General features: G+C 40.1%; 30 protein-coding genes. 16 read left to right on the plus strand and 14 right to left on the minus strand.

Going from position 1 to position 26,078, the window contains the following annotated elements; genetic code table 11:
- The first annotated feature begins 177 nt into the window (after positions 1–177).
- From PR834_RS02330 to PR834_RS02350, 5 genes are all read left to right on the plus strand, one after another.
- On the plus strand, positions 178–879 hold the full coding sequence (locus PR834_RS02330) for an AzlC family ABC transporter permease (protein WP_004254495.1): 702 nt from the start codon (positions 178–180) through the stop codon (positions 877–879).
- Entirely contained in the window at positions 876–1,190 is a 315-nt protein-coding gene (locus tag PR834_RS02335) for an AzlD domain-containing protein (RefSeq protein ID WP_004254498.1), read from the plus strand. The genes PR834_RS02330 and PR834_RS02335 overlap by 4 nt, the downstream gene beginning before the upstream one ends.
- Positions 1,191–1,377: 187 nt before the next feature.
- Positions 1,378–1,845, plus strand: coding sequence for a DUF1456 family protein (locus PR834_RS02340; protein WP_094960596.1), 468 nt, complete (start codon positions 1,378–1,380; stop codon positions 1,843–1,845).
- Positions 1,846–1,933: 88 nt separating this feature from the next.
- Entirely contained in the window at positions 1,934–2,395 is a 462-nt protein-coding gene (gene parS / locus PR834_RS02345) for a type II RES/Xre toxin-antitoxin system antitoxin (protein ID WP_004254502.1), read from the plus strand.
- Complete coding sequence (locus PR834_RS02350) at positions 2,392–2,850, plus strand: RES family NAD+ phosphorylase (protein WP_196724897.1); 459 nt, start codon at positions 2,392–2,394, stop codon at positions 2,848–2,850. The genes parS and PR834_RS02350 overlap by 4 nt, the downstream gene beginning before the upstream one ends.
- Here PR834_RS02350 and PR834_RS02355 read toward each other — a convergent pair whose 3' ends face one another.
- The 6 genes from PR834_RS02355 to PR834_RS02380 form a co-directional block, all read right to left on the minus strand.
- Positions 2,851–3,741, minus strand: a complete 891-nt coding sequence (locus tag PR834_RS02355) for a LysR family transcriptional regulator (protein ID WP_096863730.1) — start codon at positions 3,739–3,741, stop codon at positions 2,851–2,853.
- 45 nt (positions 3,742–3,786) lie between these two features.
- Entirely contained in the window at positions 3,787–4,746 is a 960-nt protein-coding gene (gene accA, locus PR834_RS02360; protein WP_272536366.1) for an acetyl-CoA carboxylase carboxyl transferase subunit alpha, read from the minus strand.
- Positions 4,747–4,851: 105 nt separating this feature from the next.
- Positions 4,852–5,274, minus strand: a complete 423-nt coding sequence (locus tag PR834_RS02365; protein ID WP_272536367.1) for a helix-turn-helix domain-containing protein — start codon at positions 5,272–5,274, stop codon at positions 4,852–4,854.
- Between the two features lie 30 nt (positions 5,275–5,304).
- On the minus strand, positions 5,305–5,868 hold the full coding sequence (locus PR834_RS02370; RefSeq protein WP_442959643.1) for a GNAT family N-acetyltransferase: 564 nt from the start codon (positions 5,866–5,868) through the stop codon (positions 5,305–5,307).
- Positions 5,849–7,309, minus strand: a complete 1,461-nt coding sequence (locus PR834_RS02375; protein ID WP_153673684.1) for an AMP nucleosidase — start codon at positions 7,307–7,309, stop codon at positions 5,849–5,851. The genes PR834_RS02370 and PR834_RS02375 overlap by 20 nt, the downstream gene beginning before the upstream one ends.
- 104 nt (positions 7,310–7,413) lie before the next feature.
- Positions 7,414–8,319, minus strand: a complete 906-nt coding sequence (locus PR834_RS02380) for an AEC family transporter (RefSeq protein WP_272536369.1) — start codon at positions 8,317–8,319, stop codon at positions 7,414–7,416.
- A 298-nt stretch (positions 8,320–8,617) separates the two neighbouring features.
- On the opposite strand from PR834_RS02380, the gene PR834_RS02385 reads away from it, so the two are divergent.
- The 4 genes from PR834_RS02385 to PR834_RS02400 all read left to right on the plus strand — a co-directional run bounded on the left by PR834_RS02385 (position 8,618) and on the right by PR834_RS02400 (position 11,563).
- The gene (locus PR834_RS02385; protein ID WP_004254527.1) at positions 8,618–9,385 is read left to right on the plus strand and encodes a basic amino acid ABC transporter substrate-binding protein; all 768 of its coding nucleotides are present in this window, start codon (positions 8,618–8,620) and stop codon (positions 9,383–9,385) included.
- 65 nt (positions 9,386–9,450) lie between these two features.
- Positions 9,451–10,215 (plus strand): amino acid ABC transporter permease, encoded by a 765-nt coding sequence (locus PR834_RS02390; protein WP_004254530.1) that lies wholly within the window; start codon positions 9,451–9,453, stop codon positions 10,213–10,215.
- A complete protein-coding gene (locus tag PR834_RS02395; protein WP_004254533.1) occupies positions 10,202–10,924 on the plus strand; it encodes an amino acid ABC transporter ATP-binding protein in 723 nt (240 codons plus the stop codon). Before PR834_RS02390 ends, PR834_RS02395 begins: the two co-directional genes overlap by 14 nt.
- 99 nt (positions 10,925–11,023) lie before the next feature.
- A complete protein-coding gene (locus PR834_RS02400) occupies positions 11,024–11,563 on the plus strand; it encodes an NADAR family protein (RefSeq protein ID WP_094960603.1) in 540 nt (179 codons plus the stop codon).
- A 105-nt stretch (positions 11,564–11,668) separates the two neighbouring features.
- Here PR834_RS02400 and PR834_RS02405 read toward each other — a convergent pair whose 3' ends face one another.
- Positions 11,669–12,127, minus strand: coding sequence for a GNAT family N-acetyltransferase (locus PR834_RS02405; protein WP_272536370.1), 459 nt, complete (start codon positions 12,125–12,127; stop codon positions 11,669–11,671).
- Between the two features lie 103 nt (positions 12,128–12,230).
- Here PR834_RS02405 and pdxR point away from each other — a divergent pair, with 103 nt between their 5' ends.
- Together pdxR and PR834_RS02415 are read left to right on the plus strand one after the other, a co-directional pair.
- Positions 12,231–13,718 (plus strand): MocR-like pyridoxine biosynthesis transcription factor PdxR, encoded by a 1,488-nt coding sequence (gene pdxR, locus PR834_RS02410; RefSeq protein ID WP_272536371.1) that lies wholly within the window; start codon positions 12,231–12,233, stop codon positions 13,716–13,718.
- Positions 13,719–13,811: 93 nt separating this feature from the next.
- Positions 13,812–14,393, plus strand: coding sequence for a YebB family permuted papain-like enzyme (locus PR834_RS02415; protein WP_004254550.1), 582 nt, complete (start codon positions 13,812–13,814; stop codon positions 14,391–14,393).
- A gap of 197 nt (positions 14,394–14,590) precedes the next feature.
- Here the strand turns inward: PR834_RS02415 and yajD are convergent, their stop codons facing one another.
- The 7 genes from yajD to PR834_RS02450 form a co-directional block, all read right to left on the minus strand.
- Positions 14,591–14,938, minus strand: a complete 348-nt coding sequence (yajD, locus tag PR834_RS02420) for an HNH nuclease YajD (protein ID WP_004254555.1) — start codon at positions 14,936–14,938, stop codon at positions 14,591–14,593.
- A 173-nt stretch (positions 14,939–15,111) separates the two neighbouring features.
- Positions 15,112–16,143 (minus strand): methionine synthase, encoded by a 1,032-nt coding sequence (locus tag PR834_RS02425; RefSeq protein WP_272525459.1) that lies wholly within the window; start codon positions 16,141–16,143, stop codon positions 15,112–15,114.
- A 29-nt stretch (positions 16,144–16,172) separates the two neighbouring features.
- A complete protein-coding gene (locus tag PR834_RS02430) occupies positions 16,173–17,150 on the minus strand; it encodes a DUF1852 domain-containing protein (RefSeq protein ID WP_272525460.1) in 978 nt (325 codons plus the stop codon).
- Positions 17,151–17,869: 719 nt separating this feature from the next.
- Positions 17,870–18,511, minus strand: coding sequence for a class I SAM-dependent methyltransferase (locus tag PR834_RS02435; RefSeq protein WP_272536372.1), 642 nt, complete (start codon positions 18,509–18,511; stop codon positions 17,870–17,872).
- Between the two features lie 12 nt (positions 18,512–18,523).
- Positions 18,524–19,219 (minus strand): hypothetical protein, encoded by a 696-nt coding sequence (locus tag PR834_RS02440; protein WP_272536373.1) that lies wholly within the window; start codon positions 19,217–19,219, stop codon positions 18,524–18,526.
- A gap of 229 nt (positions 19,220–19,448) precedes the next feature.
- Positions 19,449–19,697 carry an ogr/Delta-like zinc finger family protein gene (locus PR834_RS02445; protein ID WP_210837572.1) on the minus strand — a complete coding sequence of 83 codons (249 nt, stop codon included), beginning with the start codon at positions 19,695–19,697 and terminating at the stop codon, positions 19,449–19,451.
- Between the two features lie 45 nt (positions 19,698–19,742).
- Complete coding sequence (locus PR834_RS02450; protein WP_272536374.1) at positions 19,743–20,849, minus strand: phage late control D family protein; 1,107 nt, start codon at positions 20,847–20,849, stop codon at positions 19,743–19,745.
- Positions 20,850–21,007: 158 nt separating this feature from the next.
- Here PR834_RS02450 and PR834_RS02455 point away from each other — a divergent pair, with 158 nt between their 5' ends.
- The 5 genes from PR834_RS02455 to PR834_RS02475 are packed head-to-tail and all read left to right on the plus strand — an operon-like array spanning position 21,008 to position 26,078.
- Entirely contained in the window at positions 21,008–22,174 is a 1,167-nt protein-coding gene (locus PR834_RS02455) for a phage tail sheath subtilisin-like domain-containing protein (protein WP_272536375.1), read from the plus strand.
- A gap of 12 nt (positions 22,175–22,186) precedes the next feature.
- Positions 22,187–22,699: a phage major tail tube protein gene (locus PR834_RS02460; RefSeq protein WP_272536376.1), complete on the plus strand. Its 513-nt coding sequence runs from the start codon at positions 22,187–22,189 to the stop codon at positions 22,697–22,699.
- A 60-nt stretch (positions 22,700–22,759) separates the two neighbouring features.
- Positions 22,760–23,062: a phage tail assembly protein gene (locus PR834_RS02465; RefSeq protein WP_272536377.1), complete on the plus strand. Its 303-nt coding sequence runs from the start codon at positions 22,760–22,762 to the stop codon at positions 23,060–23,062.
- Between the two features lie 41 nt (positions 23,063–23,103).
- Positions 23,104–23,211, plus strand: a complete 108-nt coding sequence (locus tag PR834_RS02470) for a GpE family phage tail protein (RefSeq protein WP_227024188.1) — start codon at positions 23,104–23,106, stop codon at positions 23,209–23,211.
- Positions 23,208–26,078, plus strand: a complete 2,871-nt coding sequence (locus PR834_RS02475; protein WP_272536378.1) for a phage tail tape measure protein — start codon at positions 23,208–23,210, stop codon at positions 26,076–26,078. The genes PR834_RS02470 and PR834_RS02475 overlap by 4 nt, the downstream gene beginning before the upstream one ends.

A 26,078-nucleotide genomic window follows, 5' to 3' on the forward strand; every position in this document is an offset into this window, starting at 1 on the left:
AAAAGTAGTAGTAGTGATTTGATTAAGGTTTCGCGTTATAACATAAAAGTTCGTGCTATTTAAAAGTAAAATTGGATAAAGCCAGTATAAAGCTAAAATAGCCCATTACTAATATTTCATCTCTTTAAAATCAATCAAGTTATATAAGTGTTCAAAATTACAATAAGGTTAGCTTAAATGGTGTCACAACAAAGTAATCAATGGCAAAAAGCAATGATGGCAGGCGCTGTTCATACCGCTCCTCTTAATCTTGCTGTTATTCCTTGGGGAGTTTTAGCAGGTTCAATGGCGGTCGAAACTGGTCTCGATTTCTGGCAAAGCGTAGCGATGTCCGCGATGGTATTTGCAGGTGCAGCACAATTAGTCACCCTTGGGTTGCTTAACTCGGGTGCTGGCTATATCACGATTGTTATTTCTGTTTTTTTTATCACTTCCCAGCATTTACTTTATGGACTGACATTACGCCCCCAAGTTAAAGACTTTACAACTCCTCAGCGCCTTAGTATCGGTTTCTTATTAACAGATGAATTATTTGCGATTAGCGCTGCTAAACGTCAGAGTTTAAGCTTTCCTTATTTGTTTGGTGCGGGGTTTAGTTTTTATCTCGTTTGGTTAATTACTAGTCTTTGTGGGATTGCAATGGCCAATATTGTAGGCGATTTGAGCCGCTTACATCTCGACTTTTCTGTCGTGGCAACTTTGCTTGCAATCGTCGTTCCATTAACAAAAAAAATAAGTACGTTGTGTGGCGTGATCTTTTCACTCGTCGTCGCTATCGTACTTTCAATGTACTCCTTCAGTAGTGCTATTGTTATCGCAGGTGTGGGTGGGATGTTTGTTTCGGTAGCCGTTTCACGTTTATTGAAGGAGGAAAAATGATTTGGCTTTTAATTATTACCTTAACAGCGGTTGTTTTTACTCTACGTTATATTTTTCTAATACCACAGTTGCCAATACGCCTTCCTCTTGTGGTTCGTCAAGCATTAGGGTATTCAGCACCTTGTTTATTAACCGCAATTTGTGCCCCTGTTATCCTATTAGAAAACCATGAATTGCGATCCTTCCCTGATAATCCTTATTTATGGGGGGCGCTATTCTGTGTCATCGTGGCTTCTGTATTAAAAAACATGCTGCTAACTGTCGGCCTTACCTTAGTATTTTTCTATTCTCTTATTTATTTTATCGGTTAACTTATTATTTAAGATAAAGCATCGTTCAGCGCTTTGCTTTATCTTGGTTAATCCCTCATAATATAGCCCTCTCAAAATACATTCCTTTTCAATTTCACCCTGTCATTGATTGTCATAGTGAATACTTTATTGGCCTTACTCAATAAATAGCCAATTAACCTTTATAGATAATGGATAATACAATACCATGCTTAATAATTATGTTTTACGCAGCGTTCGCTATATGTTGGACTTAAGCGACGCCCAAATGGTTAAAATCGTAAAACTCGCAGATTTGGCTGTAACAAAAGAAGAAATGGTGGCTTGGTTAAAAAAAGATAATGAACCTGAATATGTTGAATGTAACGATAATATAATGGGGCATTTTCTAAATGGCTTAATCTATCACCGCCGTGGTAAAGATGAAAACCACCCCGCTCCCGAAGTCGATAGCCGACTTAATAACAATATTATGCTCAAAAAATTACGCGTGGCTTTTGAATTAAAAGATACGGATATGATTGAAATTTATCAGCTTGTTGATTTTCGTGTATCCAAGCCTGAGCTTAACGCAGTTTTCCGTAAACCTGGGCATAAAAACTATCGCGAATGTGGAGACCAATTACTGCGTTACTTCCTAAAAGGCCTGACAATTCGCCTACGTGGTGATAAATAACCGTTATTTTTGTTTGTTTTTTATTCATTAATTTTGCATTCTCCTGACATTTGTCTATAATATAAGTGACAAATGTCAGGAGATTCAAATGAGAAACTATATCCCCACAACCCCACTTCAACCGACTGCTTCATCCTTTAAACCACTGTGGCGCCATGTAGGGTTACCCGCAGAACGTGGTATTGAGTTAACTCATTTCTTGCGTCAAGGCCTATCTGTCTCTGTCTTAGACAATATCCAAGAATGGTCAGGAATGAGCAAAACTGAATTATTGCGAATATCCGGCATTAATGAGCGCAATATTGCTCGACGTAAAAATGCTGGCCAGCCCCTTAATGCTGATGAAAGTGAGAGAATTGCTCGTCTAGTGCGGGTATTCGATGCTGCGGTGCGTTTATTTAATGGAGATAAGCACGCGGCAAGTGATTGGCTTAACCACCCAGTTAAAGGGTTAGGACATTTACGCCCTATTGAGCTTATTGCGACAGAAAGCGGAGCCATTGAAGTGATTGATTTGATTGGCCGTATTGAACATGGCGTATTCTCATGATTTTATATCGATTGGTTAAATCCAATTTTGCGCATGATGCATGGTCGGGCCAAGGAGCTATGCTCTACGGCGGGCGTTGGAATCATAAAGGGACTCCTGCTGTTTATACTTCAACAAGTATTTCATTAGCGACCCTTGAAGTACTCGTTCACATCAATCAAGACATACTATTGAGCCAGTTCAGCTTACTATCCATAGATATCAATGATAAGTACGTGATGAAATTGTCGTTAGATCACCTTCCGACAGATTGGCAACAAGACCCCGCACCAACCTCCACCATGGATATTGGCACTATATGGCTTAATAACCAAGATAGCCTAGTATTATTAATTCCCTCTTGTATTGTTCCCTATGAATACAACGCAATTATTAACCCGTTACATCCGCAATTTCAAAAAGCTTTACATACCGTTAAATCACTAGATTTTAGTGTTGACCCGCGCTTAGCATAATTAGATATTTGCTAATAAATACTGTAAAAAAGCATCTATTTTCGGTGATAATGCACTACGGCTCGCATAAACCGCGCGAAGTTCTATAGGCGCTGGAGATACTTCATCGAATGCTATCCGCACTAATTTTTTCTGTTTAATCTGTTCTTCGCATGCATCTAACGCCAAAATAGCATAACCTACCCCATTCACTGCAGCAGCATGAGCCAAAATACCACTATTCACTCGGTAGCTGCTGTTAATTATCACTTTTTTCTGTAAGCCAGATGAATCAATAAATATCCACGGTTGCCCCTGTAATGCACTCAAGCTCGAAATGCACGGCATATTGGCTAAGTCAGAGTATGAACACGGTTTTCCTACTTTTTCAATTAATTGGGGTGATGCAACAACAACGCTTTGCCATGATTTGATCAGACGTGAGTGATAGCTACTGTCTTCAAGATGACCACGATGAAAAGTGAGTAACAAATCAATATCATCACTAATAACATCTTGAGGTATTAATTGTGTATCACAGTGAATATTCAATTGTGGGTGAGATAATGCAAACTTCGCTAATAAATCTGCTAATAATAAACTACCGGATTCACTGGGAATAGTTAGCCTTAACGTGCCTGTAATTTGTTGTGGATGACATATTTGCACTACAACTTGCTCTAATTCACTGACTAGTTTTTGGCTTTGTTCAAATAAAATATTTCCTGTTTCCGTTAGCCGCATTTGCCGGGTTGTACGTTCAATTAACTGGCTATTAAGTTGTTGTTCCAACTGTTTAATATAACGACTCACATTCGATGTTGGCATTGAAAGTAACTTTGCCGCATTAACAAAATTTCCTTGTGTCGCGACGGCAATAAACACTTTCAATAAATTCAGGTCAACAGCCATTTCTAATTCCTACAGTTCACGCGCTATTAACTTGAACTAATAGCACTAGCAGTAACCAAAATCCATTATTTTTTGATACCGCTGTGCCAGTAATTCGTCTATGTCTAATTGAGTTAGCTCATTTAAATCAGTGAGTAACTGTTGTTTTAATTGTTGTGCAGCTAACTGATAGTCGCGGTGAGCTCCACCCAAAGGCTCAGGTATAATAGTATCGATAATACCTAACTCTTTTAACCGTGGAGCGGTCATTCCCATTACTTCCGCTGCAATTTGTGCCTTCTGGGAATCTTTCCATAAAATAGAGGCACAACCTTCTGGAGATATCGCCGCATAAGTACTGTATTCCAACATATTAATACGATCCCCCACACCAATCCCTAATGCACCACCAGAACAACCTTCACCTGTAATGACACAAATAATAGAGGTTTTTAAATGAGACATTTCTATAATATTGCGTGCAATAGCTTCTGCTTGCCCGCGCTCTTCAGCACCAACACCGGGGTAAGCCCCAGCAGAATCAATAAATACCATCACTGGTAAGTGGAAATGTTCCGCCATTTTCATTAAACGAAGTGCTTTACGGTAGCCTTCTGGCGATGGCATCCCAAAATTACGCATAACTTTCTCTTTTGTTGTCCGCCCTTTTTGTTGCCCAAGCACCATAACCGGCCTACCATCTAAACGAGCAAGGCCACCCACCAGCGCTTTGTCATCAGCAAAAGCTCGGTCACCCGCTAATTCCTGAAACTCAGTAAATATTAATGGAATATAATCAAGGGGATAAGGCCTTAATGGGTGTCTCGCTAATTGGACAATCTCCCATGCCCCAAGCGATGCAAATATGGTTTTCGTAAGCGAATGACTCTTTTTTCTCAAGAGCTGGATTTCTTCTTCTAATTTAATCTCTGATGGATGTCCTTTTTGCTTGAAGGCAATAAGCGCTTCAATTTTGTCATTGAGTTCAACGATAGGTTTCTCAAATGCAAGAAAATGATTAGTCATAATGTTCCTAAAATGGTAACAGCAATCTTAGGAGTGTAATCAGAGAATCAATCCCATTCTATGCTTAAAAATAGGATTGATTGTTATCAAGAATGGGATAATGTTTTAACGCTGACTTTTCTTTAGCGAATTTGATTTTAAGCTGTTTTCCATAATCTTTTGAAAATTAGGGCATAAAAAGTGATTTTCTTCAGGACAATTCGCAATATGCAAAATACCCTTTTTTAAGGCTAGTAACCCTTGTATGGTTTGCTCAATTTCTTCTGCTTTTTCAAGTAGGCTCGCACGTTCAATATTAGGGCCATCCTTATGGTTGAGCATGCTAGCAATTTCATCGAGTGAAAATTTAGCTTCTTGCCCCAATGCAATTAAAGACAAACGGGTTATTACGTCTTTCCCGTGATAAACCCGTTTTAACCCTTTACGCCCTATCGGCTTAATCTGCCCTCTCTCTTCATAATAACGTAGGGTTGATGCTGCTAAACCTGATAATTGGCTAACTTGAGAAATATCTAACTCATCAGACATGAAATACTAACCCGCTATAATACTCGCTAATCAGGCTAATTGTTGGCGCAGTAACACCGTAATCGTGCCATTCATAAAAATTTCACGGTCAACAACGTAACCTAACTTTTCAGCCACACGTAAAGAAGCTAAGTTCCTCGGTTCAATAAAACAAATAGATTGCCGATACTTATTTTCTTTCGTCAGCCAAGACAGTGCAGCCTGCATAGCCTCTGTTGCATAGCCTTTTCCTTGATGTTCAGGTGCAATGACCCAACCCGCTTCTGGAATGCCTTTAACATGGGGTTCGACCATACGATGAAAATCCGCGAAACCTAAATCACCAATATATTGACCACTCGCTTTTTCACGGACAGCCCAATAGCCAAAGCCTAGTAATGGCCATAAACCACCATAAGCTAACATTCTCATCCATGATTCGCGCTCACTAGAAGGCATACCCCCAATGTAACGAACCATTAACTCAGTCGCCCATAACTTCGCAAGTGCAGGAAAATCACTTACTTGGTGTTTATTTAATATCAGTCTATCTGTTTCAAGTTCAGGTATTACAGCCATTGATTGCTTCTCCTTGCTATCTAAATGGGGGTTCATCGAACGTTCTTAATTTCCTTGAATGCAATTTATCCCCTTCTTTCCTCAATAAATCAATAGCACGAATACCTATTTGCAAATGTTCTGAGATTGCACCTTCATAAAAACTGTTTGCTTGACCGGGCAATTTAATTTCACCATGCAGAGGCTTATCAGAAACACATAACAGCGTGCCATAAGGAACCCTGAAGCGATACCCCTGAGCTGCAATTGTGGCACTTTCCATATCCACGGCAACCGCGCGGCTTAAACTAAAACGGCGAGCTGTTGCAAAAAAACGTAATTCCCAATTTCTGTCATCTGTTGTAACAACGGTTCCAGTTCGTAGACGTTGTTTTACCAATTCCCCAGGCATATTGCTAACTTGTTTTGTAGCGTCATATAGCGCACGCTGGACTTCCGCAATACTTGGAATAGGAATATCTGGCGGTAATACATCATCAAGAATATGGTCATCACGCAAATAAGCATGGGCCAAAACATAATCGCCAATTTTTTGGCTTTCTCTTAACCCACCACAATGGCCAATCATCAACCAAGCATGTGGTCGTAAAACGGCTAAATGATCGCAAATATTCTTTGCATTTGAAGGACCAACACCGATATTTACTAAAGTAATTCCTGCCCCATCTCTAGCGATTAGATGATATGCAGGCATTTGAAATTTTTTCCATGTTAAATCAGAAGTCGCAATTTGTGGATCTGCATTCTCAGCGGTTAAATAATTATGTCCAACACAAGATAATGCAATATAACGACTTTCAGGATCACGTACCTGTTCACATGCCCAATTCACAAATTCATCGACATAACGGTTATAATTAGTGAAAAGAATGTACGGTTGAACATGTTCAGGTGGGGTTCCTGTATAATGCTTTAATCGCGCTAATGAAAAATCCACACGTAATGCATCAAAATGAGACAGCGGCATTTCATCCGTAGCAGTGTTCAAACCATCTGTAATATCATCACTGATATGAGATAAATCGGTTATAGGAAAATGTGCAGCTAAATTACTGCTCATACTCCTATCTAATGCTAAATCTGAACCATCAATGACAAAAGGGTAAGGAATTTCAATTTTTGAAGGGCGAACGGAAAAAGTGACATCATAATCCTGTTGTAGGATAGATAATTGCTCAACTAAATAAGCACGGAATAGTTCTGGCTGAGTCACCGTAATAGTATAATCACCCCGTTTAACAAAACGTGCATAAGCACGGGTTTTTTCGCAATGATCAACTTTGCCTTCCCATGTAACACACAGTTCAGGATAAGCAAATAACCCATTTTCCCTTTCTGTAATATCGGGTATGCGGCCTTCTTTTACATAAATAGCGATAGCATCTCTTAATGAATCAATCGCATTGCTATATAACAACGAAAGTTTATCTAAAACATCTTCAATAGATAAATTTTCATATTTCTGGCATTTTTCCAAAGACACACACAACTCCTTATCATCAGATAAAATTATCTCCGATAACATAGAGTATCAATGTGACAGTTGCAAAATATATCGCGATTAACGTACTTATATCACAGTTAATGTACTACAAAGGATAAAACAATTGGTAATGTGAATACCGCAGCCACGGTTTGTAATGTAATTATACCTGCCATTAGTTGGCTGTCCCCATTTAACTGACGCGTTAAAATATAAGCGGTTGGCGCAGTAGGAATAGCAAAAAATAGTACTAATAGAATTGTTTCAAGGTTTGGCAAAGAAAATAAGCCCGCCACTGTTAATGCTAAAATAGGCATAAGAAGTAAACGTAACAATGTTGACGCCATAATAGGCTTAAATTCACTTAGTGTTGAGGTTTGTAATGCGGCTCCAATACAGATTAAGCCTAATGGTAAGCTGGCAGCTGCGAGTAGTTTTAAAAATTGGTCCGAGCCAAAGGGTAATCCCACTGGGGATATATTCAATAACACGCCAACGACACAGGAAATGATCAATGGGTTTTTTATGATTGGTAATAAAATTTGCTTAGCTGAAACCTTTTGTCCTGAAGATAACGAAAGCACAGCAATGACATTACAGCTTGGTACTAAAACAGCCATAATTACCGCAGCAATAGCGATCCCTTCTTTGCCAAATAAATCAGCAACAATAGCCAACCCTAAATAAGTATTAAAACGCGTGATTCCTTGGATATGCGCGCCAAATCTCGGGATAGGTATTTTGAATAAATATTTACAACCTAGAACTAGCACAGAACTAATTGCTAAAACACAAAGGATGGCGCTCGCTAAATAGGGTAATTTAGGGTTGTCCAAAGGTGCAGTTGCGAGACTGTTAATTAATAATGCAGGAAACAAAATAAAATAGTTTAATTTTTCAGCACTCGGCCAAAAATCAGTGGTGAATATTGTCGAGCGACGCAATACAAATCCCATTGCAATCAGAGCAAATAATGGCCACAAAACTAATAGAATCTTATCCATGAGAACGTAATCTGTTTTTATTTGAGCACTAAGTGAGTTTGTTAATCAGTCTATCGTTAAATTTTTGTAGCTGATAGGTAAAAAAAGCGCTATTCCTATGTTTTGCTTTTCTTAGCTTATTTTCGATTAAATCGAGATTGCATCGACTTTCTCTTATTTATATTTAAATAATATATTTTTCCGCCCTTAAAACACAAGCTCCTAAACTTATCTCACTTCGACATATAAAAATCATTTGCTTAGGAGTTCAATATTATGTATTTTTATTCATTATAAATGCATAATTAAAGAGGTTGGTATGTTTAAAAAATTAGTTTTTGCTGGCTGTATGTCATTGGCAGCTTTCGCGGGGAATGTTTACGCAAAAGAAAGCTATACCGTTGGTGCTGGTGGGACTTACCGTCCGTTTGAATATGAAAATAGCCAAAAACAGCTCGAAGGCTTTGATATTGACATCATTAAAGCAATTGCAGAAGCAGAAGGTTTTGACGTTAAACTTGTTAATACCCCTTGGGAAGGGATTTTTGCGACCTTATCGTCTGGTGATAGAGATATTTTAATTTCGGGGATCACAATTACAGATAAACGCAAAAATATGGTTGATTTCTCTAACCCCTATTTCCCGGCTGAGCAAGCGATCGTCATCAGTGAAACATCTGATGTTAAAGACTTAAATAGCTTAAAAGACCTGAATGTAGGTGTTGTGAACTCCAGCACTGGTGATATTGTTGTTTCGGATGTAATAGGTAAAAACAGTACAGCAATCAAACGTTTTGACAATACTCCTCTTTTATTACAAGAACTATTCGAAGATGGCATTGACGCTGCAGTTGGTGATGTCGGCGTAATTAAATATTATATAAAAACGCACCCTGAGAAAAAATTTAAACTGATTTACGATAACCATTTCGAAAAACAATATTTTGGTATTGCTGTCGCTAAAGGGAATAGTGAATTACAGCAAAAAATAAATAATGGCTTAGATAAGATTATTGCAGACGGTACATACAATAAAATTTACCAAAAATGGTTTGATGAAAATGTTCCTCAATTACCAAAACAATAATTAAATTTAACTTAAAGCCATCTATGGATGGCTTTTTCACGTTTTAAATCAGGGTGAAAATTAAGATGTCTGCGTTTCGTTGGGAAATAATTGAAGAGTATGCTCCATTATTTGCTGAAGGCGCAATGATGACGATAAAAGCAACCATCATTTGCGTTATTTTAGGCTCACTATGGGGATTAACCCTCGGTTTAGGCAGAACGGCCAAAGCTGAACAAGGGATTTGGAAACCTATTTTACACTATTTTGTACAGTGGCCAGTTCGCTTCTATGTCAGTGCCTTTCGTGGTACTCCACTATTTGTTCAAATAATGGTTGTTCACTTTGCCTTAGTGCCACTGTTTATTAACCCTCGTGATGGCTTATTTGTTACATCAGGGTTAATGTCTGTTGATACCGCTAAAATGCTCCGCTCCGATTACGGTGCTTTTCTATCTTGCGTCATTGCAATTACTTTAAACTCAGGAGCTTATGTCTCTGAAATATTCCGTGCGGGTATTCAATCCATTGATAAAGGGCAAATGGAAGCCTCTCGTGCGCTTGGTATGAGTTGGGCAAAAACAATGCGCAAGGTGATTCTTCCGCAAGCTTTTCGGCGCATTCTTCCCCCATTGGGAAATAATGCCATCGCAATTGTCAAGGACTCCTCCCTCGCTTCCGCAATCGGTTTGGCCGATCTCGCCTATGCTGCAAGAACAGTCTCCGGCGCTTACGCAACTTACTGGGAACCCTATTTAACAATATCTGTGATTTATTGGATGCTGACATTTATACTTGCTCAGTTGGTGCAATATATGGAAAGAAGGTTGGGCAGAAGTGATTTACGTTAATAATTTACAGAAAAAATTTGGTGATGCTCATGTACTTAGAGGCATTTCTTGTGAAGTTAAACCTCAAGAAGTGATTTGTGTCATTGGCCCTTCTGGTTCAGGAAAAAGTACCTTTTTACGTTGTTTGAATGCGCTAGAACGCCCTGACGGGGGCGAAATTCAAGTCAATGGTTTTAACGTTCATGATCCTAAAACTGATTTAAATAAAATGAGAGAAAATGTGGGGATGGTGTTTCAGCGTTTTAACCTATTCCCCCATATGACCGTGTTAGAAAACTTGATGATGGCGCCAACCTTAGTGAAAGGAATAAAAAAGGAATTGGCACTTAAACAAGCAGAACAACTTCTGATCAAGGTAGGGTTGTTAGATAAAATTGATGCATGGCCAGCCAGTTTATCCGGTGGGCAGCAACAACGAGTCGCTATTGCTAGAGCGTTAGCCATGCAACCATCCATTTTGTTATTTGATGAGCCGACATCTGCACTTGACCCCGAATTAGTTGGTGAGGTTCTTTCAGTGATGAAAACCCTTGCAAATGAAGGTATGACAATGGTTATCGTCACCCATGAAATGGGGTTTGCACGTGAAGTTGCCGACCGAGTCTTGTTTATTGACCAAGGTATTATTCAAGAAGAAGGCACGCCAGAACAACTCTTTACTGCACCTAAAAACCCACGGACTGCGGAGTTTCTAAGTAAAGTACTTTAATTTTATAGCCTGCTTAGTATGCTAAGCAGGTTTTTCTGATAGCCAGGTCTTTTTATTATCGATACGCTAAGAATATTCGCTCTTAATAAAGATTAATTTATGGATATCAAAAGCCTCTGCAAACAATACCGCTCAGGGAAAAAATTTAAATATGTTTTCTTCTGGGGCCACCAAACCAAACAAAATCAAATTACAAAAAGCTGCTTCAGCCAATGGTACCCTTCCCCATTTATTGTTAATAACCACCGCTTTGCCAGTGCAGAACATTTCATGATGGCCGAAAAAGCACGCTTATTTGGTGATTTAGAAACATTGGATAAAATCATTCATGCACCAAATCCCGGAGCGGCTAAAGCATTTGGTCGTGAAGTTCGTGGGTTTAAGCAAGATGTTTGGGATGAAAACCGTTTTGCTATTGTTGTCAGCGCTAATATGGCAAAATTCTCTCAACATGAAGAATTAAAACAGTTTTTACTCTCCACAAACGAACGTGTTCTAGTTGAAGCTAGCCCCGTCGATAAAATTTGGGGAATAGGCCTTGCCGAAGATAGTGAAAATATTGAAAACCCATTAACATGGAAAGGGTTAAACCTTCTCGGTTTCGCATTAATGGATGTTAGAAGTCATCTAGCCAATTAACTCTCTAATTTTTGCTTATTTTCTGATAAAATGAAAAACCCGTTGTTATTAAACAGCGGGCCCGTCATTATTTTATCAAAATATAGAATATACTACTGAGCTTTATTATAAAGGCATTCTGTATTCAATTACCCCAGGCCTTTCTGCCACCCAGTTATACAATTTTTGGCCTCGCAAATTGGTTTCTTGTGTATGCCAATATAGACGGCCACATTGTTTCTCTTGCGCTTGTGCGTGTACAAATTCAATTAATTGTTTTCCTACATGACGTCCTCTCATTTCTGGCGTCACATATAAATCTTCAAGGTAACAAAAATCATTTTCAGCCCATGTTGAGCGGTGAAATAAATAATTCACAAAACCAACAACTTTTCCATTTTCCAACGCAACAGCACAGTACATCGGCTCACTCTTATCAAAAAAGCGCTCCCATGCTTTTAAGGTAATTTCTTCACTTAAATCTACCTGATAAAATTTCTGATACTCTAACCAATACACTAACCACTCTGGGTAATGTTCCGGCGCAACAAATTCCACTGTAACTGGTAATGCTGTTTTACTCATAATAACCCTTCCATTTGTAGACATATTACATAATGGCGCTATAGTACCTAGCAATCTGGCTCTGTATAAGAGACACTTTTGTTATTTATTTAGGATCCACTTTATGCGACGCCAACAGCATGCCCAGTTCCCATTACTATTACTTGAAAAAGGTTATATTAAAGAAAATGTTTATCACACAATACGTAATGCCATCTTAGATGGACGTATTGCTGCTGGAATTAAACTTCCTTCCTCTAGAGCATTAGCAGAAATGATGGCGATCTCACGAAATTCGGTAATTGCTGGGTTTGAACGACTAATTGATGAAGGATACCTTTATTCCCAAAAAGGCTCAGGGACTTATGTTTCCCCCCATATTCCTGATGAATTAATTGGTGCCATAAGTAGCACTCAACAGGGTGACCAATCTGGATATCCTGCATTAAATCTGAATTCTAGAGTTTCCACTTTATCGAATTTATGGGAAAAATCGCGTCCAAATACCAACAAACACCAAATGTTTAATATCGGTATTGGTTGTGTGGACCAATTTCCGCATGAATTATGGGGAAGATTATTAGGTCGAGTTTGGCGTAAGTCCAAACAAATTATTACGCATTTTAATCACCCTGATGGGTATACACCACTAAAAGATTTATTGGTAGATTACGTCCGTTCGACTCGTGGGGTTCATTGTAAACAGCAACAAATTATTATTGTTAATGGAACACAACAAGCCATTAATTTAGCGGCAAAAGTCTTATTACAGCATGGGGATAATGTATGGTTAGATGACCCTGGCTATGACAGTGCGAGAGCAATTTTAACTGCTGCAGGCGCTGATATTGCCGCTATCCCATCCGACAAAGAAGGAATGGATATTATATATGGTGCTAAACACCATAAAACAGCAAAATTAATTTATACCACGCCATCTCACCAGTTCCCTCTAGGCACAACCCTCAGCTTACCACGGCGTTTAGCATTATTAGATTGGGCACAACAAAACAACGCATGGATTTTTGAGGATGACTACAATAGTGAATTTCGCTTTTTATCAAAGCCAATTCAAGCATTGCAAGGCTTAGATAATCATCAACGTGTTATTTATGCAGGGACATTTTCTAAAATGATGTACCCCGGCTTTCGTTTAGGTTTTTTAATAGTGCCAGAAATTCTGAGTGAGGCATTCACCATGATGAAATATTATAGTGATAGCCACTGTGGTTATTTAGAACAGGCCGCTTTAGCTCAGTTTATCCAAGAAGGCCACTATGCACGCCATGTCAGAAAAATACGGAAGATATGTTACGAGAGGCAAAATACTTTTATCAATGCCATCAATCACTATCTCCCTCACCTATTTAATGTACAGATGACGGATTCAGGCATTCATACTGTTTGTTGGGTGAAAGACGGTTATGATATTAACGTGATCCTTAACCAATGCCGTCTGTTGGGCTTTGGCGCACAACCGTTATCGCGCTACTGTATTCAAAGTACTCACCAAAATGCAATTCTATTTGGCTATGCTGCTCATTGTGAAAATGAGATAATTAACAATATAAAATTACTCAGTGAACAATTGAGTAATATATACCCTAGTTAAACAAAAATGATTTTCAGCGTTTATCCGATAGCGCGAATTCTTCTAATCTTTATAACTATACCTTAATAGCATTGTTTATATTGAGGTACTTTTATGACAAAAATAAATTATCCCCATGAGTACGAAGTTGGCGATGTTGTCTTTACCAGTATTGGGACTGAGCTATTTCGCCAAATAGCCTCGGCATCTTTATGTTGGAGTAATCATGTTGGCATGATTGTAGGTCACAATGGTGAAGATTATTTAATTGCAGAAAGTCGCGTTCCCCTTTCAACAACCACGACCTTATCGCGGTTTATTGCCCGTTCGTCTGACAATCGTTACAGTGTACGCCGATTTTCCCATACATTAACAAGTGAACAAAAATCCGCATTAGTCGCCGAAGTCCCTGCTCGTTTAAATAAGTTTTATCACACGGGATTTAATTATGAGTCTTCTAGGCAGTTTTGTTCAAAGTTTGTTTTCGATATTTATCAATCTGCGTTATCAGTTCAAATAGGGGAATTAGAAACCTTCAAGGAATTATTAACTAAAAACCCGAATGCAAAATTAAATTTTTGGAAGTTATGGTTTATTGGGCAAATTCCATGGGAACGTAAAACTGTTACTCCTGCAAGTTTATGGCATCACCCTGAATTATCATTAATTTATCGCAGCCATGATGACATTCATTAATTAGCGATATTGATATTTGACTAAGCCACTCAACGTATATAAGAGTGGCTTAACATGATGCCTTAATCTTTATCAATCAATAAGCATTGCATCGCCATTAAACAAATTTGCTGTAATAGCCAGTTATTATAGTAAAGCCTCTTCTATTAGAGACTTTACTTTGCCTACCTGTACTGGAATTGCGTGGGTTATCGCGATTATTTTTTCTTATTTAGCATCGATTTCAAGTCAGCAAACGGGTTATAAGTTGCTGCTTCAATATCATTTTGTGCATCTTCCCCTGCCACGACATTAGTGCCATACATTTCAGCTTCTGTGTACTTCGAATGCTCATGATCATGGCAAAATAAACACAATAGTTCCCAATTGCTGCCATCTTCAGGGTTATTGGTATGATCATGGTCGATATGATGCACAGTTAATTCACGTAAATTTGAATACACAAACTCACGAGTACAGCGTCCACAAACCCATGGGTAAATTTTAAGTGCTTTTTCACGATAGCCACTTTCTAATCGCGCATAGTTTTTAGGGATCAAAGCCATTGCCGATATTCCTATTAAAAATAGTAATTTTGAGATAATACGCCTAATATACCTCAATTCAGAGCAAAAAAAGAAACTCAAAACAACAAAAAACCCCAGATATGATGACATCGCCAACTTTATAGGGCATGTCATCAACTCCGGGCTAATTTATTAGTTAGTTTTTACTTAGATTACTTATTCAACAATTCTGTACGGATAATCTCAGCCCCTGCACTTAATGCATTAAGTTTACCCGTTGCGACCCGTCGAGATAATGGTGCCATACCACAGTTTGTTGATGGATAAAGTTTATCAGCATCCACAAATTGCAACGCTTTACGTAACGTATTGGCGACTTCTTCTGGTGTTTCGATGATATTGCTAGCCACATCAATCGCCCCCACCATCACTTTTTTACCGCGAATAAGCTCAATTAAATCCATAGGAACATGGGAGTTATGGCATTCTAAGGAGATAATATCAATATTTGAGGTTTGCAATTTTGGGAAAGCCTCTTCATATTGCCGCCACTCAGAACCTAGTGTCTTTTTCCAGTCAGTATTAGCTTTGATGCCGTATCCATAACAGATGTGAACTGCTGTTTCGCATTTCAGCCCTTCAATGGCTCTTTCTAACGCAGCCACCCCCCAATCGTTTACTTCATCAAAAAACACATTAAAAGCTGGCTCATCAAACTGAATAATATCAACGCCCGCGGCTTCAAGCTCTTTTGCTTCTTGATTCAATATGTTAGCGAACTCCCATGCCAGTTTTTCACGACTTTTATAATGGTTATCATACAGTGTATCAATCATCGTCATCGGCCCAGGAAGCGCCCATTTAATCGGCTGTTTTGTTAGCTTACGTAAAAATTTAGCATCTTCCACAAAAACAGGTTTTTGGCGTTCAACCGCTCCAACTACCGTCGGCACGCTCGCATCATAACGATCACGAATTTTAACCACTTCACGCTTTGCAAAATCAACACCACTGAGGTGTTCAATAAATGTCGTCACAAAATGCTGGCGTGTTTGCTCGCCATCGCTAACAATATCAATCCCAGCACGTAGTTGATCTTCAAGGGATAAGCGCAATGCGTCTTGTTTTCCCTCGATGAGTTCTTCATTTTGCAGCTTCCAAGGAGACCAAAGCGTCTCAGGTTCAGCAAGCCAAGAAGGTTTTGGTAAGCTGCCCGCGGTAGATGTTGGTAATAATGTTTTCATAATAATTGACCTTAAATTTTTATAATTAATCAAAGCGCGTAGTTAGCAGACCATTGCTCTAGAATATGCTTATAGGGTTCAATAAAGTGTTCTTCCGTATATTTCCCTTGCTCAATAGCCAATCGGCTACGTTCTTCGCGGTCATAAACAATTTTTGTTAATGAATAATCTTGGTTCGTCAAACTCGGTTGATAGCGTGGTCCCGCAACGGAGTTCGCATTGTAAATCTCTGGGCGATAAATCTTCTGGAATGTTTCCATCGTGCTAATCGTACTAATTAATTCAATATTGCTGTAATCACTCAGCAGATCTCCCGTAAAATAAAATGCCAGCGGTGCAACACTATTTTGAGGCATGAAATAACGAACCTGTAATCCCATCTTTTTAAAATATTGATCCGTTAATGAAGCCCCATTTTGCTGATATTCAATACCCAATATAGGATGTTGATTCCCAGTTCGGTGATAAATGTCTTTATTGGAGACGCTTAAACATATTACTGGCGCCTTACTAAAATGCGCTTTATATTCGCTAGAATTCACAAAATATTTAAAGATATTCCCATGCAAGTCACCAAAGTTTTCTGGAATACTAAAACTTGCTTGGTCCTTATTGTGGTCTAACAATAAAACACTAAAATCATAATCACGCACATAAGATGAAAAGTTATTTCCGACAACACCCTCAGTTCGTTCACCTGTTTTATGATCAATAATATTAGTTTTTAATATTTCAATCACAGGGAACCTATTACTATTTTCCTCAACACTCATCTCGACAGAAATAATTTCCAACTCGATTGAATAACGGTCGCTTTTAGGGTTATCCCAATAGGCTAATGTATTGAAACGGTTGTTCATCATGACAAGCGTGTTACGCAAATTTTCTTGGCGATTTTCCCCTCTGGCTAAATTAGCAAAGTTAGTTGTAATACGTGTATTTTCAGAAGGATTATAATTTTCATCAAAAAGACTACTTTTAATCGTAAATGTAAAATTTTTGTTCATCGTCTCGTCACACCCTAAATTCCAAGATGGAAACTCAATTGACTTCTTGATTTTTTAGAAGTTTTAGTTGCCCATTCATCAATCTTTATGTTGTAAATACGTTAATTCGTTTACGTTATCTAATTTATGCCAGAGCTGTTGATTGAGTGAAAGCGACTTAATTTCATTTCGAACATGAACGATTTTCATGATCATCTATTTCACTTATTTTAATTATGTGACAAAGAACCAAGAAATATTGTTTTTCATTATAATTCATAATGTTAAGTGTATTATATGGACAATTTCCTAGAGGGGATGAATATTCGACACGAAGACTTAAACATTGGTCAGTGAAATAAATTTATTTAGTACATATAGAAAACACTTAGGCCATACAGTCTAAGTTACTAACTAAAATTAACTACAATAATAAAAGGTGGCACAGTATTATGCACAAAAAAAAGGCACTCGCCCCCGAGTGCCTTTTGACTACAACTCACTGAATATAAAGTAAATTATACCTATTCAGCGGTTCTGGTACTTGTGCGGATTAGGTAATCAAAGGCGCTAAGTGCGGCGTTCTAAAAGTGAGTTAAACAATTGATTTAAATGGATTTAGTCAATGGTTGATGTCCACATATTGACCACACTTATAAAGCCTCTTTTGATAAGAGGCTTTATTTTTTTCAAGATATTAATTTTTTGCAGAGAATTATCACAGAAAAATATAGTTATTTTTATCTAGCAACTATCACATACGAGCTACCTGCATTAGTCCACGAATCTATGACTGACAATCCATTTTCTATACAAATATTTGCTACAATATCCTCATTAAGTAAACCATAATAGAATGAATTATGTGCGTTTTTATAAATATATCCATATAAGTGTCTGATACCTGATTCATATTTTTTAAAATACGAACTTTTATATTGGTTTACAATAAGGGCTTCTCCATTTTCATTTAATAAAATTTTAATATTAGAAAGCACTTTATCTATTGTTAGTTTGCATGGGATGGCTGAGAGTACATTTGAACACAAAATAAAGTCATATTGAGTACTATTTTTCTCGAGTTCTTCGAAAGAAATTGCATTTGCTTTTTTATAATTTTTAGACACATATTCTGTTACTGTAGTTTTCACACCTCTAATAATCTGTATTCTTTCCAGTTGTTTTTTGGAATCAAGAAATGTGACCTCATCAAATTTGTTTATTAATTGCTCTGAATACCTCAATTTTCCACAACCAAAATCTAAAGCACGTCCACTCTCAGCCCTTTGTTCTATATAATTACAAAGATAACCTGATGGCATAGTGTGGGGTTTAGCTGCATTCTCGGAGCGAATAGTAACTCCATTAACGATGTAGTTCAAATTAACCTCTATTTATTTAATTTGATTTTTTTTAAAAAAATCTTTTACTTTATTTTCAGGTATTTGCCTGACCTGACTTTCAGTTCTAGGTTTAACTGATGCGATAAAAATGAGAAAATTGAACATAATCAGAAAAAGAATCCATACCCATAAATAAAGTAAAGATCCTGTAATCACAAATAAACAGAAAAATTTAGATATACTAATAATAGAAGCAGTAATAAAAGCAATTACTGTATGTTCAAAAAAAACCCAAAAGTAATAAACTTTATTCCAAAAAAGCTCAACATAGTGTTTATCTTTTATTTCTTTAACTTCAGGATAATATAGTTTACTTAATACATTATAGGATTCATCTTTATTTAACTTTCTTGTAACACCAGCGATTTTAGCCAATGGCTTGATAATATATTGATTATCCCATACATATCTGACTTTAATTATTTTTGCTATATTGTTATGTAGATCTAAAGCACCGCTTATTACTGACCAAAAAATTGAAAATGCAACTGGCAAAACGCCAAATGTTAATACCCACTTAATAATTTCTTCATAATCCTTAATTGGAGGGATGTACTTAGCATTAATACCAACTAAAGGTATATACCCAAAAATTACTAATGATAGATAGAATATTAATGTTGTAATGAAAGTTGCCTTATGAAGCATAGGTAGCAATTCATTATAACTTTTTGGAGGCTCTAACATTTTTTCTCCATAGATCAATTTGTTAATTGAAGTACAGTTAATTCTATACATATACTTATGATTGGTCTAGCTTTGATGTTCAAGAAACTAGCTTAGTTTTGACAATGGTCAGATAAGTTCCAAACAACTAATCTTCAGTAAAATTTTGCTCTTAATAATAAAATCAAAAATAATAACAGTACATTACAAAATGAATAATGGAGAACAAAAATGATGCATATTTGTCTCATCAAAACATCTCCATCTGTTTCTCTCCCCGATGTGATCTCGGTAACTCATCCATCGGGATTTCAAAGCCTTCTGGCAGTTCTTGCGGGATTGTCTTTGTTAGATAAATTTCCACTGAGGTTATTGTCGTAAAAGAACAACCACACAAAATATTTTGGCATTGGTGGTAACTTCTACGGGTTTCACTACTCATGGATTTACTAGTTTTGGTATAAGTCACAGCGCCACACTTTGGACAATTGAACGCCATTTTATAACCTTGGGTTATGGGTATGCCTGACGTTATTATAATCAATTATGTTTCGTTTTGCTCGTCATCCGTCATATCAATGTCTTTGATTTTTATTTCAAGTTCTAAATGGGTAATAAACCCGCCGCCATCAACCGTATGAACAACTCTGCTAATCACCCACTGGTGACTATCAATGGTCGGTTTAAAGCCAGTTACCGTAACGGGCATTTCAGGATATAAATCAGCGCGCCCCTCGGCTAAGGTGATATTAAATTCTGCTACGCCCCTTTGTAATTTTGACCACTTGGCCGCGGCGGCGCGTTTAGCGGATTGTTCGTTTTTAAAGGTTTGTCGCATCACAAAAACGTTACCTTCCGCACCCTCGATGTAATCGCCCTCTTTTTTGCTCGACTTCTCTTTTTTGGGTTTTTGCTTGCGTTTGAGGTTGGTTTTCTTTTGTTGGCCATAGTTCAAATCGAGCCAATAGGCTTGTACGCCGGTGTACGCTTGACGGTCTGCTAACCTGAAATAATGCTTATCCCCACTTTCGCGCATAATTGTGATCACCGGCAAGGGCTTGCCGCTTTGCGTGACTCCCTGATTAGGCACAATAAATAACAAACTGCCATTTTTAATGGTGGCTATCGCGCCGAGCATTTCAGCCATGCGCGTTAAAAAGCTAATATCGCTTTCGTTGGTCTGGTCAGCGTGGTCAATTTCAATGTGCATCAATTGTTTGCTCACCGCTGGCTTGAGGTTATAACGCCCCGCTATCGCACTCACCACATCAGGCACTTTGATATCGTGCCAGCTGTATTCACGTTTGACGTTGAAATCTTGCCGAAAATCCGCACTACGAGCGGTGACAGTGATTTGGTCAGGTGGGCCTGAATGACTAATTTCATCAACGGTATACATCCCTTTGTGTATCAAGGCTTCACCTTGCCAGCCAAGGGATACGGAAATCTCAGCCCCGCGCGCCGGTAATGCAATTTTGCCGTCAGTATCATCGATAGTAAGTTCTAGTGTGTCAGCCTCAAAACCCCGATTATCCGTTAATGTTAATGACATAAGCCGGTCATTGACGCCGAGCAGCTGTACGCCACCAACCGTTAAATCAAATGCAGGAACTTTGACTAAATTCCCCTCTGTCCAATCCGTAAAAGACATATTCACCACCTAGCCAATTCAATATGCCTAGATTGTCGTCGCGCGCGTAAGTGAGCAATCACCCGTGGTTCTCATGTGCCTATGAGAACGCTAAGTACATGATTTGTTATCAAACATCCCTGAGAATAAAGATAAATAGACATCAGGAGATAATAACGATGGCCGTATATCATCACGGTGTTGAAGTCCATGAAACAACGGATCTCAGCACCCTTATTCGAGATATCGACACTTCCGTGATTGGTATTGTCTGTACCGCAGAGGATGCTGACCCCGAGGCGTTCCCACTCGACACCCCCGTATTAGTCACACGCATTAAAACGGTACTCAGCAAAGCCGGTAAAACCGGCACGCTTTACACCACATTGAAAGCCATTGATGACCAATGCAGCCCAAAAGTAGTGGTTGTGCGCGTTGCAGAAGCGAAAGAAGGCAGCGAAAAGACCCAAGACCAACTAGTGATTGGCGGCACGGGTAACGATGGCCGCTATACCGGACTTTATGCATTGCTAACCGCTGAAGCGAATATCGGTGAACGTCCGCGTATTTTGGCGGTACCGAAATTGGATACCAAACCGGTTGCCATGCAGCTTGCAATTTTTGCCGAGCAAATCAAAGCCTTTGCCTATATCAGCGCAAACGGCTGTAAAACTATCGCCGAAGCCAAGAAATACCGCGAAGATTTCAATCAGCGCGAAGTGATGATTATCTACCCTGAATTTATCGCCTACAACAAAGAAAGTGGCCAAAATGAAGTTATTCCCGCCACCGCTTACGCCATTGGTTTGCGTGCCAAGATTGATGCGGAACAAGGCTGGCATAAGTCGATTTCTAACGTGCCTGTTAATGGTGTTTTGGGTATTAGCGCGGATATTTACTGGACGTTACAAGGTAAAGACACCGATGCCAACGATTTAAACAGCCACCAAATCACCACGCTGATTAAGCGTGATGGGTACCGCATTTGGGGTAATCGCACCGGCGATAAAGAAATCTATACCTTTGAAGTGTATACCCGCACCGCGCAAATCTTGGCTGAAATGATCGCCGAGGCGCATTTTAGCTATATCGACAAAACACTCACACCCTCATTGGTGAAAGATATTGTCGATGGGATCAATCGCAAAGGCGCACAACTGGTCACGCAAGGCCGTTTATTAGGGTTCCAATGTTGGTATGACCCATCGGATAACCCGAAAGAAAATTTACGCGATGGTAAGGCGCACATTCGCTACAAGTACACCCCCGTACCGCCACTGGAAAACCTGTCTTTAACGCAGGAATTCACTGACGAGTATTTCGCTGTTTTTGACCAACTGGGCTAAGGAAATTGAATTATGGGTATGCCTAAAAAACTTTTTATGTTTGACCTGTTTATTGATGGCCAAACCTACCTTGGACAAGTAGAAGAAGTCACCCCGCCAAAGCTGTCATTAAAAACAGAGGATTATCAGGGTGCCGGTATGGTGGGCTCTGTGGCTGTCATGATGGGCTTTGATTCTGGCGCATTAGATATGGAGGCCTCGATGGGGGGCTTAATGTCTGAATTACTGGAAAGCTGGGGCGCTACCATTGACGGTAAGCAATTCCGCTTTGCGGGCTCTTACTACAATGATTCAACCGGTGAATCCGTTCCGTGTGAAATTCAAACTCGTGGGCGCTTTACCGAATTGGATTTCGGCAGTGCGAAAGCCGGTGATAACACGCAACATAAATACACCATCAAAAATACCTACTGCAAAATCACCATCAATAACAAAGAAGCGTTTGAGGTGGATTTGCTCAATATGGTGTGGAAAGTCAACGGCAAAGACATGCTGGAAAAACACCGCGCCAATATTGGCCACTAATTAACACGGTGGGTCAAATCACCCACCCATTTTATGTTTATTTTAATAGGAATAGTAATCATGGCTGAAGTTATTCAATTCGACGCACCCATCAAATTAGAGTCAGGGCAAGAAGTCACTGAAATCACCATCACCGACACCATGAAGCAAGTCGGTGCCTTACGTGGCTTAAAACTGTATGACGTGATGACCTCTGATGTGGATTCACTGATTAAGTTGCTACCGCGTGTGACCTCACCCCGCATGACTGAGCGCGACGTTTCACAATTGCCTATCCCCGCATTTAATGCACTCGCCACCGGTATTGCCAATTTTTTAGTACCGAACTCCCCGCAAGAGACGACAGACAGCGCGGACGAGTAATTGAGTGCCCGAACATTGAAACGGACGAGTTAATCGCTGATATCGCCACCGTTTTCCACTGGGCGCCGTCTGAATATGACGCCATGACGGTTGGCGAAATCCTGTTATGGCATAAACGCGCAGCCGCCAGAACAGGAAATGAATCATGAGTGACCGCAATTTAAATATCAAAGTGTCGTTAAGTGCTGCGAATAAGTTATCATCCCCTGTCAGTGCTGCACAGCGCAGCGCAGCGGGGTTAGCAACTCAAATCAAAGCCACACACGCTTCAATCCGTAATTTACAAAGCCAGTCGAAAACGTTCGAACGGCTTTCTAATTCCGTTACTAAAAACTCACAAGCCTACGAAACGGCCAAAAATAAAGTTAAGGCGTTACGTGACCAATACCCACCGCTGACACAGCAAACCGAAGAACAAAAGAAAGCCTTAGCCGCTGCACGGTTAGAGCGTGACCGCTACGGCCGCACACTCGACAAAGAGAAACAAAAGCTTAATAACGTGACAGCGTCACTCTATCGCCATGGAGTATCAGCACGACAAAGCGGTGATGCGACGACACAAGTCACCCGACGCACCGAAATTTATAACCGGCAACTGGATGAGCAACGCCGCCGACTCAATGCGGTCACACGGGCGCAAGGCCAATATGCCAAATCAAAAGAGCTACGTAATAAATTAGCCACTGGCGGTGCAATTGCCACCGCAGGCGGCGCGGGTGCGCTATATGCCGGCGCGCGAATTACCGCTCCTGGTCGAGACTTTAACGAGGGCATGTCAACGGTTCAAGCCCTCACCCGATTAGATAAAAACTCGCCACAGCTGGCCATGTTACGCCAGCAAGCGCGAGAGCTGGGCGCCAGTACGGCGTATACCTCTACTGATGTGGCGGCTGGCCAAAAGTTTTTGGCGATGGCCGGTTTTACACCGGATGCCATTAAGGCGGCATTGGGTGGCGTGTTAAATATGGGGTTAGCCGGCGACATGGATCTCGGTGAGGCCTCCGACATTGGCTCAAACGTTCTGACGCAATTTCAATTAAAAGCGGAAGATATGAACCGCGTTTCTGACGTGCTCACAGCCACCTTTACCCGCAGTAATACCGATTTACGCCAACTCGGTGAAACCATGACCTATGCAGGCCCGATTGCTGCACAACTTGGCGTCAGCCTTGAAAGTATGGCCGCAATGGCGGGAACCATGGCAGATAATGGTATTCGGGGCAGTATGGCGGGTACGTCATTGCGCGCCGGCTTATCGCGCATGGTTGCCCCTGTCGGCAAAGGCCAAGCCGCCCTTGATAAACTGGGAGTGAGTGTTAAAGACGCTAGCGGCAAACTCCGTGACGCCGACGAAATCTTAAAAGACGTTGGCAAAAGCATGCGTAAGTTTGACCAAGCCAGCCAGATTCGCATGAAAAAAGATATTTTCGGCGAAGAAGCGATGGTCGGTATGGGCGCCGTCATTGATGCTGTCATGAATGGCCGTTATGACGCACTGAAAACCGCCAACATGGGCGCCGAGGGTGAAGCCGATAAAAACGCCAAGGTTAAAATTGATAACTTAAAAGGCGACCTAAAACAATTGCAATCAGCATGGGAAGATCTCGGCATTGAAATTCAAGAAAATGTCGATTCCCCTTTACGCCGTGTCACTCAATCATTGACAGGTTTCATTGGTAAAGTTGGCCAGTGGATGAAAGAACACCCCAAAATGACGCAAGCTCTTGCTGTCGGTGGGATTGCTATTGCGACTTTAGTCACTGCGCTTGGTGCTTTAGCCCTTGCTGCTGCGGCGGTGATTGTGCCGTTTGCCGCGATGCGGCTCAGCCTATTTATGCTTACCAGCACCCAAGGATTTGGTGGCTTAATGGTCGCAGGGAGTAATGCCATTAACCTTATTGGTGGCGGGTTTTCTTTGTTATTAAGTCCTGTTGGCCTATTTGTTGCCGCTATCGTAGCCGCTGGGGTATTAATTTATCAATATTGGGAACCGATTAAAGCCTTTTTCAGTGGGTTTTGGGATGGTTTTACATCTGCCCTTGCGCCAATAGGTGTGGCTTTCAGAGCTACCTTTGCGCCGTTCGCCCCGATATTTGACGGCATCTCAAATGCGGTTAGTAAAGTATGGAATTGGTTTAAAGAATTACTGTCACCCGTTCAATTATCTACGGAAGAATTGAAATCGTGTACTGAAGCCGGCCAAGTGTTCGGCGAGGTAGTGGGTAAAGCTATCAGCGCCCTATTCTTTCCCATTCAACAAGTTGCCAAAGGCTTAGGCTGGATATTAGAAAAACTCGGCGTTATTCCCTCCGCGGCCGAAGCTGCCGCCGATGCGGCACGTGCCATGGGGGTTGACCCGAACGAAAAAGACCCATTCAAAGTACTGAACTCCGTTTCCGCTTATGCAGGTAAAACCGCCAAGGCCAACGAACAGGCACAAAAACAGCAAGCCGAGGCAACCAGTAAAATCACCAGTAGCGTCACCGTTGCCGGTAAACAATTAGAAAAAAACAGCGAGCTACAACAAAAAGCCAATGACGTTAACCCGCTAGAGAATGCGGAAAAATACGGTACCTTGGTGTATGACGGCGCAGAGAAAAAGAGTAAAGCCAAAGGCAGTAAATCCGCGTTAAGTGACGCCGCGGAAAGTGTCGATAGAAATAAACTCGGCGATATTGTGTTTAAAAACTTTCCGGCAGTAAAGGCCGTTGATGGGTTATATCAAGAGCCCCGCATTACCGCCAGAAAAGCGTCATTATTTCCACAATTCAATGATGCGTTGATCAATACGTTAGCCCCTATTCAACCCAAATTAAATGCGGTACCGGTGGCGGTATCACCGACACGGCCAGAAAGACAAATCATGCAGCCGGAATACAATACCTTTGAGTTGAATTTCTACGGGGTTGATATGAGCAATAAAAAAGAAATAGCCGACATTGTGAAACAGCAATTAAACACCTTGTTACGTGAACGTGATAGCCGCCGCCGTTCCAGCTTAAAAGATCAGGACTAA

Origin of the sequence: Providencia sp. PROV182 (assembly GCF_028480325.1) — a bacterium.
GTDB lineage: Bacteria > Pseudomonadota > Gammaproteobacteria > Enterobacterales > Enterobacteriaceae > Providencia > Providencia hangzhouensis.

What these genes read in the sequence shown, in the direction of transcription:
- PR834_RS02330 (WP_004254495.1), top strand. Translation starts at nt 178, where the DNA reads ATGGTGTCACAACAAAGTAATCAATGGCAAAAAGCAATGATGGCAGGC.
- PR834_RS02335 (WP_004254498.1), top strand. Translation starts at nt 876, where the DNA reads ATGATTTGGCTTTTAATTATTACCTTAACAGCGGTTGTTTTTACTCTA.
- PR834_RS02340 (WP_094960596.1), top strand. Translation starts at nt 1,378, where the DNA reads ATGCTTAATAATTATGTTTTACGCAGCGTTCGCTATATGTTGGACTTA.
- parS (WP_004254502.1), top strand. Translation starts at nt 1,934, where the DNA reads ATGAGAAACTATATCCCCACAACCCCACTTCAACCGACTGCTTCATCC.
- PR834_RS02350 (WP_196724897.1), top strand. Translation starts at nt 2,392, where the DNA reads ATGATTTTATATCGATTGGTTAAATCCAATTTTGCGCATGATGCATGG.
- PR834_RS02355 (WP_096863730.1), bottom strand. Translation starts at nt 3,741, where the DNA reads ATGGCTGTTGACCTGAATTTATTGAAAGTGTTTATTGCCGTCGCGACA.
- accA (WP_272536366.1), bottom strand. Translation starts at nt 4,746, where the DNA reads ATGACTAATCATTTTCTTGCATTTGAGAAACCTATCGTTGAACTCAAT.
- PR834_RS02365 (WP_272536367.1), bottom strand. Translation starts at nt 5,274, where the DNA reads ATGTCTGATGAGTTAGATATTTCTCAAGTTAGCCAATTATCAGGTTTA.
- PR834_RS02370 (WP_442959643.1), bottom strand. Translation starts at nt 5,868, where the DNA reads ATGAACCCCCATTTAGATAGCAAGGAGAAGCAATCAATGGCTGTAATA.
- PR834_RS02380 (WP_272536369.1), bottom strand. Translation starts at nt 8,319, where the DNA reads ATGGATAAGATTCTATTAGTTTTGTGGCCATTATTTGCTCTGATTGCA.
- PR834_RS02385 (WP_004254527.1), top strand. Translation starts at nt 8,618, where the DNA reads ATGTTTAAAAAATTAGTTTTTGCTGGCTGTATGTCATTGGCAGCTTTC.
- PR834_RS02390 (WP_004254530.1), top strand. Translation starts at nt 9,451, where the DNA reads ATGTCTGCGTTTCGTTGGGAAATAATTGAAGAGTATGCTCCATTATTT.
- PR834_RS02400 (WP_094960603.1), top strand. Translation starts at nt 11,024, where the DNA reads ATGGATATCAAAAGCCTCTGCAAACAATACCGCTCAGGGAAAAAATTT.
- PR834_RS02405 (WP_272536370.1), bottom strand. Translation starts at nt 12,127, where the DNA reads ATGAGTAAAACAGCATTACCAGTTACAGTGGAATTTGTTGCGCCGGAA.
- pdxR (WP_272536371.1), top strand. Translation starts at nt 12,231, where the DNA reads ATGCGACGCCAACAGCATGCCCAGTTCCCATTACTATTACTTGAAAAA.
- PR834_RS02415 (WP_004254550.1), top strand. Translation starts at nt 13,812, where the DNA reads ATGACAAAAATAAATTATCCCCATGAGTACGAAGTTGGCGATGTTGTC.
- yajD (WP_004254555.1), bottom strand. Translation starts at nt 14,938, where the DNA reads ATGGCTTTGATCCCTAAAAACTATGCGCGATTAGAAAGTGGCTATCGT.
- PR834_RS02425 (WP_272525459.1), bottom strand. Translation starts at nt 16,143, where the DNA reads ATGAAAACATTATTACCAACATCTACCGCGGGCAGCTTACCAAAACCT.
- PR834_RS02430 (WP_272525460.1), bottom strand. Translation starts at nt 17,150, where the DNA reads ATGAACAAAAATTTTACATTTACGATTAAAAGTAGTCTTTTTGATGAA.
- PR834_RS02440 (WP_272536373.1), bottom strand. Translation starts at nt 19,219, where the DNA reads ATGTTAGAGCCTCCAAAAAGTTATAATGAATTGCTACCTATGCTTCAT.
- PR834_RS02445 (WP_210837572.1), bottom strand. Translation starts at nt 19,697, where the DNA reads ATGGCGTTCAATTGTCCAAAGTGTGGCGCTGTGACTTATACCAAAACT.
- PR834_RS02450 (WP_272536374.1), bottom strand. Translation starts at nt 20,849, where the DNA reads ATGTCTTTTACGGATTGGACAGAGGGGAATTTAGTCAAAGTTCCTGCA.
- PR834_RS02455 (WP_272536375.1), top strand. Translation starts at nt 21,008, where the DNA reads ATGGCCGTATATCATCACGGTGTTGAAGTCCATGAAACAACGGATCTC.
- PR834_RS02460 (WP_272536376.1), top strand. Translation starts at nt 22,187, where the DNA reads ATGGGTATGCCTAAAAAACTTTTTATGTTTGACCTGTTTATTGATGGC.
- PR834_RS02465 (WP_272536377.1), top strand. Translation starts at nt 22,760, where the DNA reads ATGGCTGAAGTTATTCAATTCGACGCACCCATCAAATTAGAGTCAGGG.
- PR834_RS02475 (WP_272536378.1), top strand. Translation starts at nt 23,208, where the DNA reads ATGAGTGACCGCAATTTAAATATCAAAGTGTCGTTAAGTGCTGCGAAT.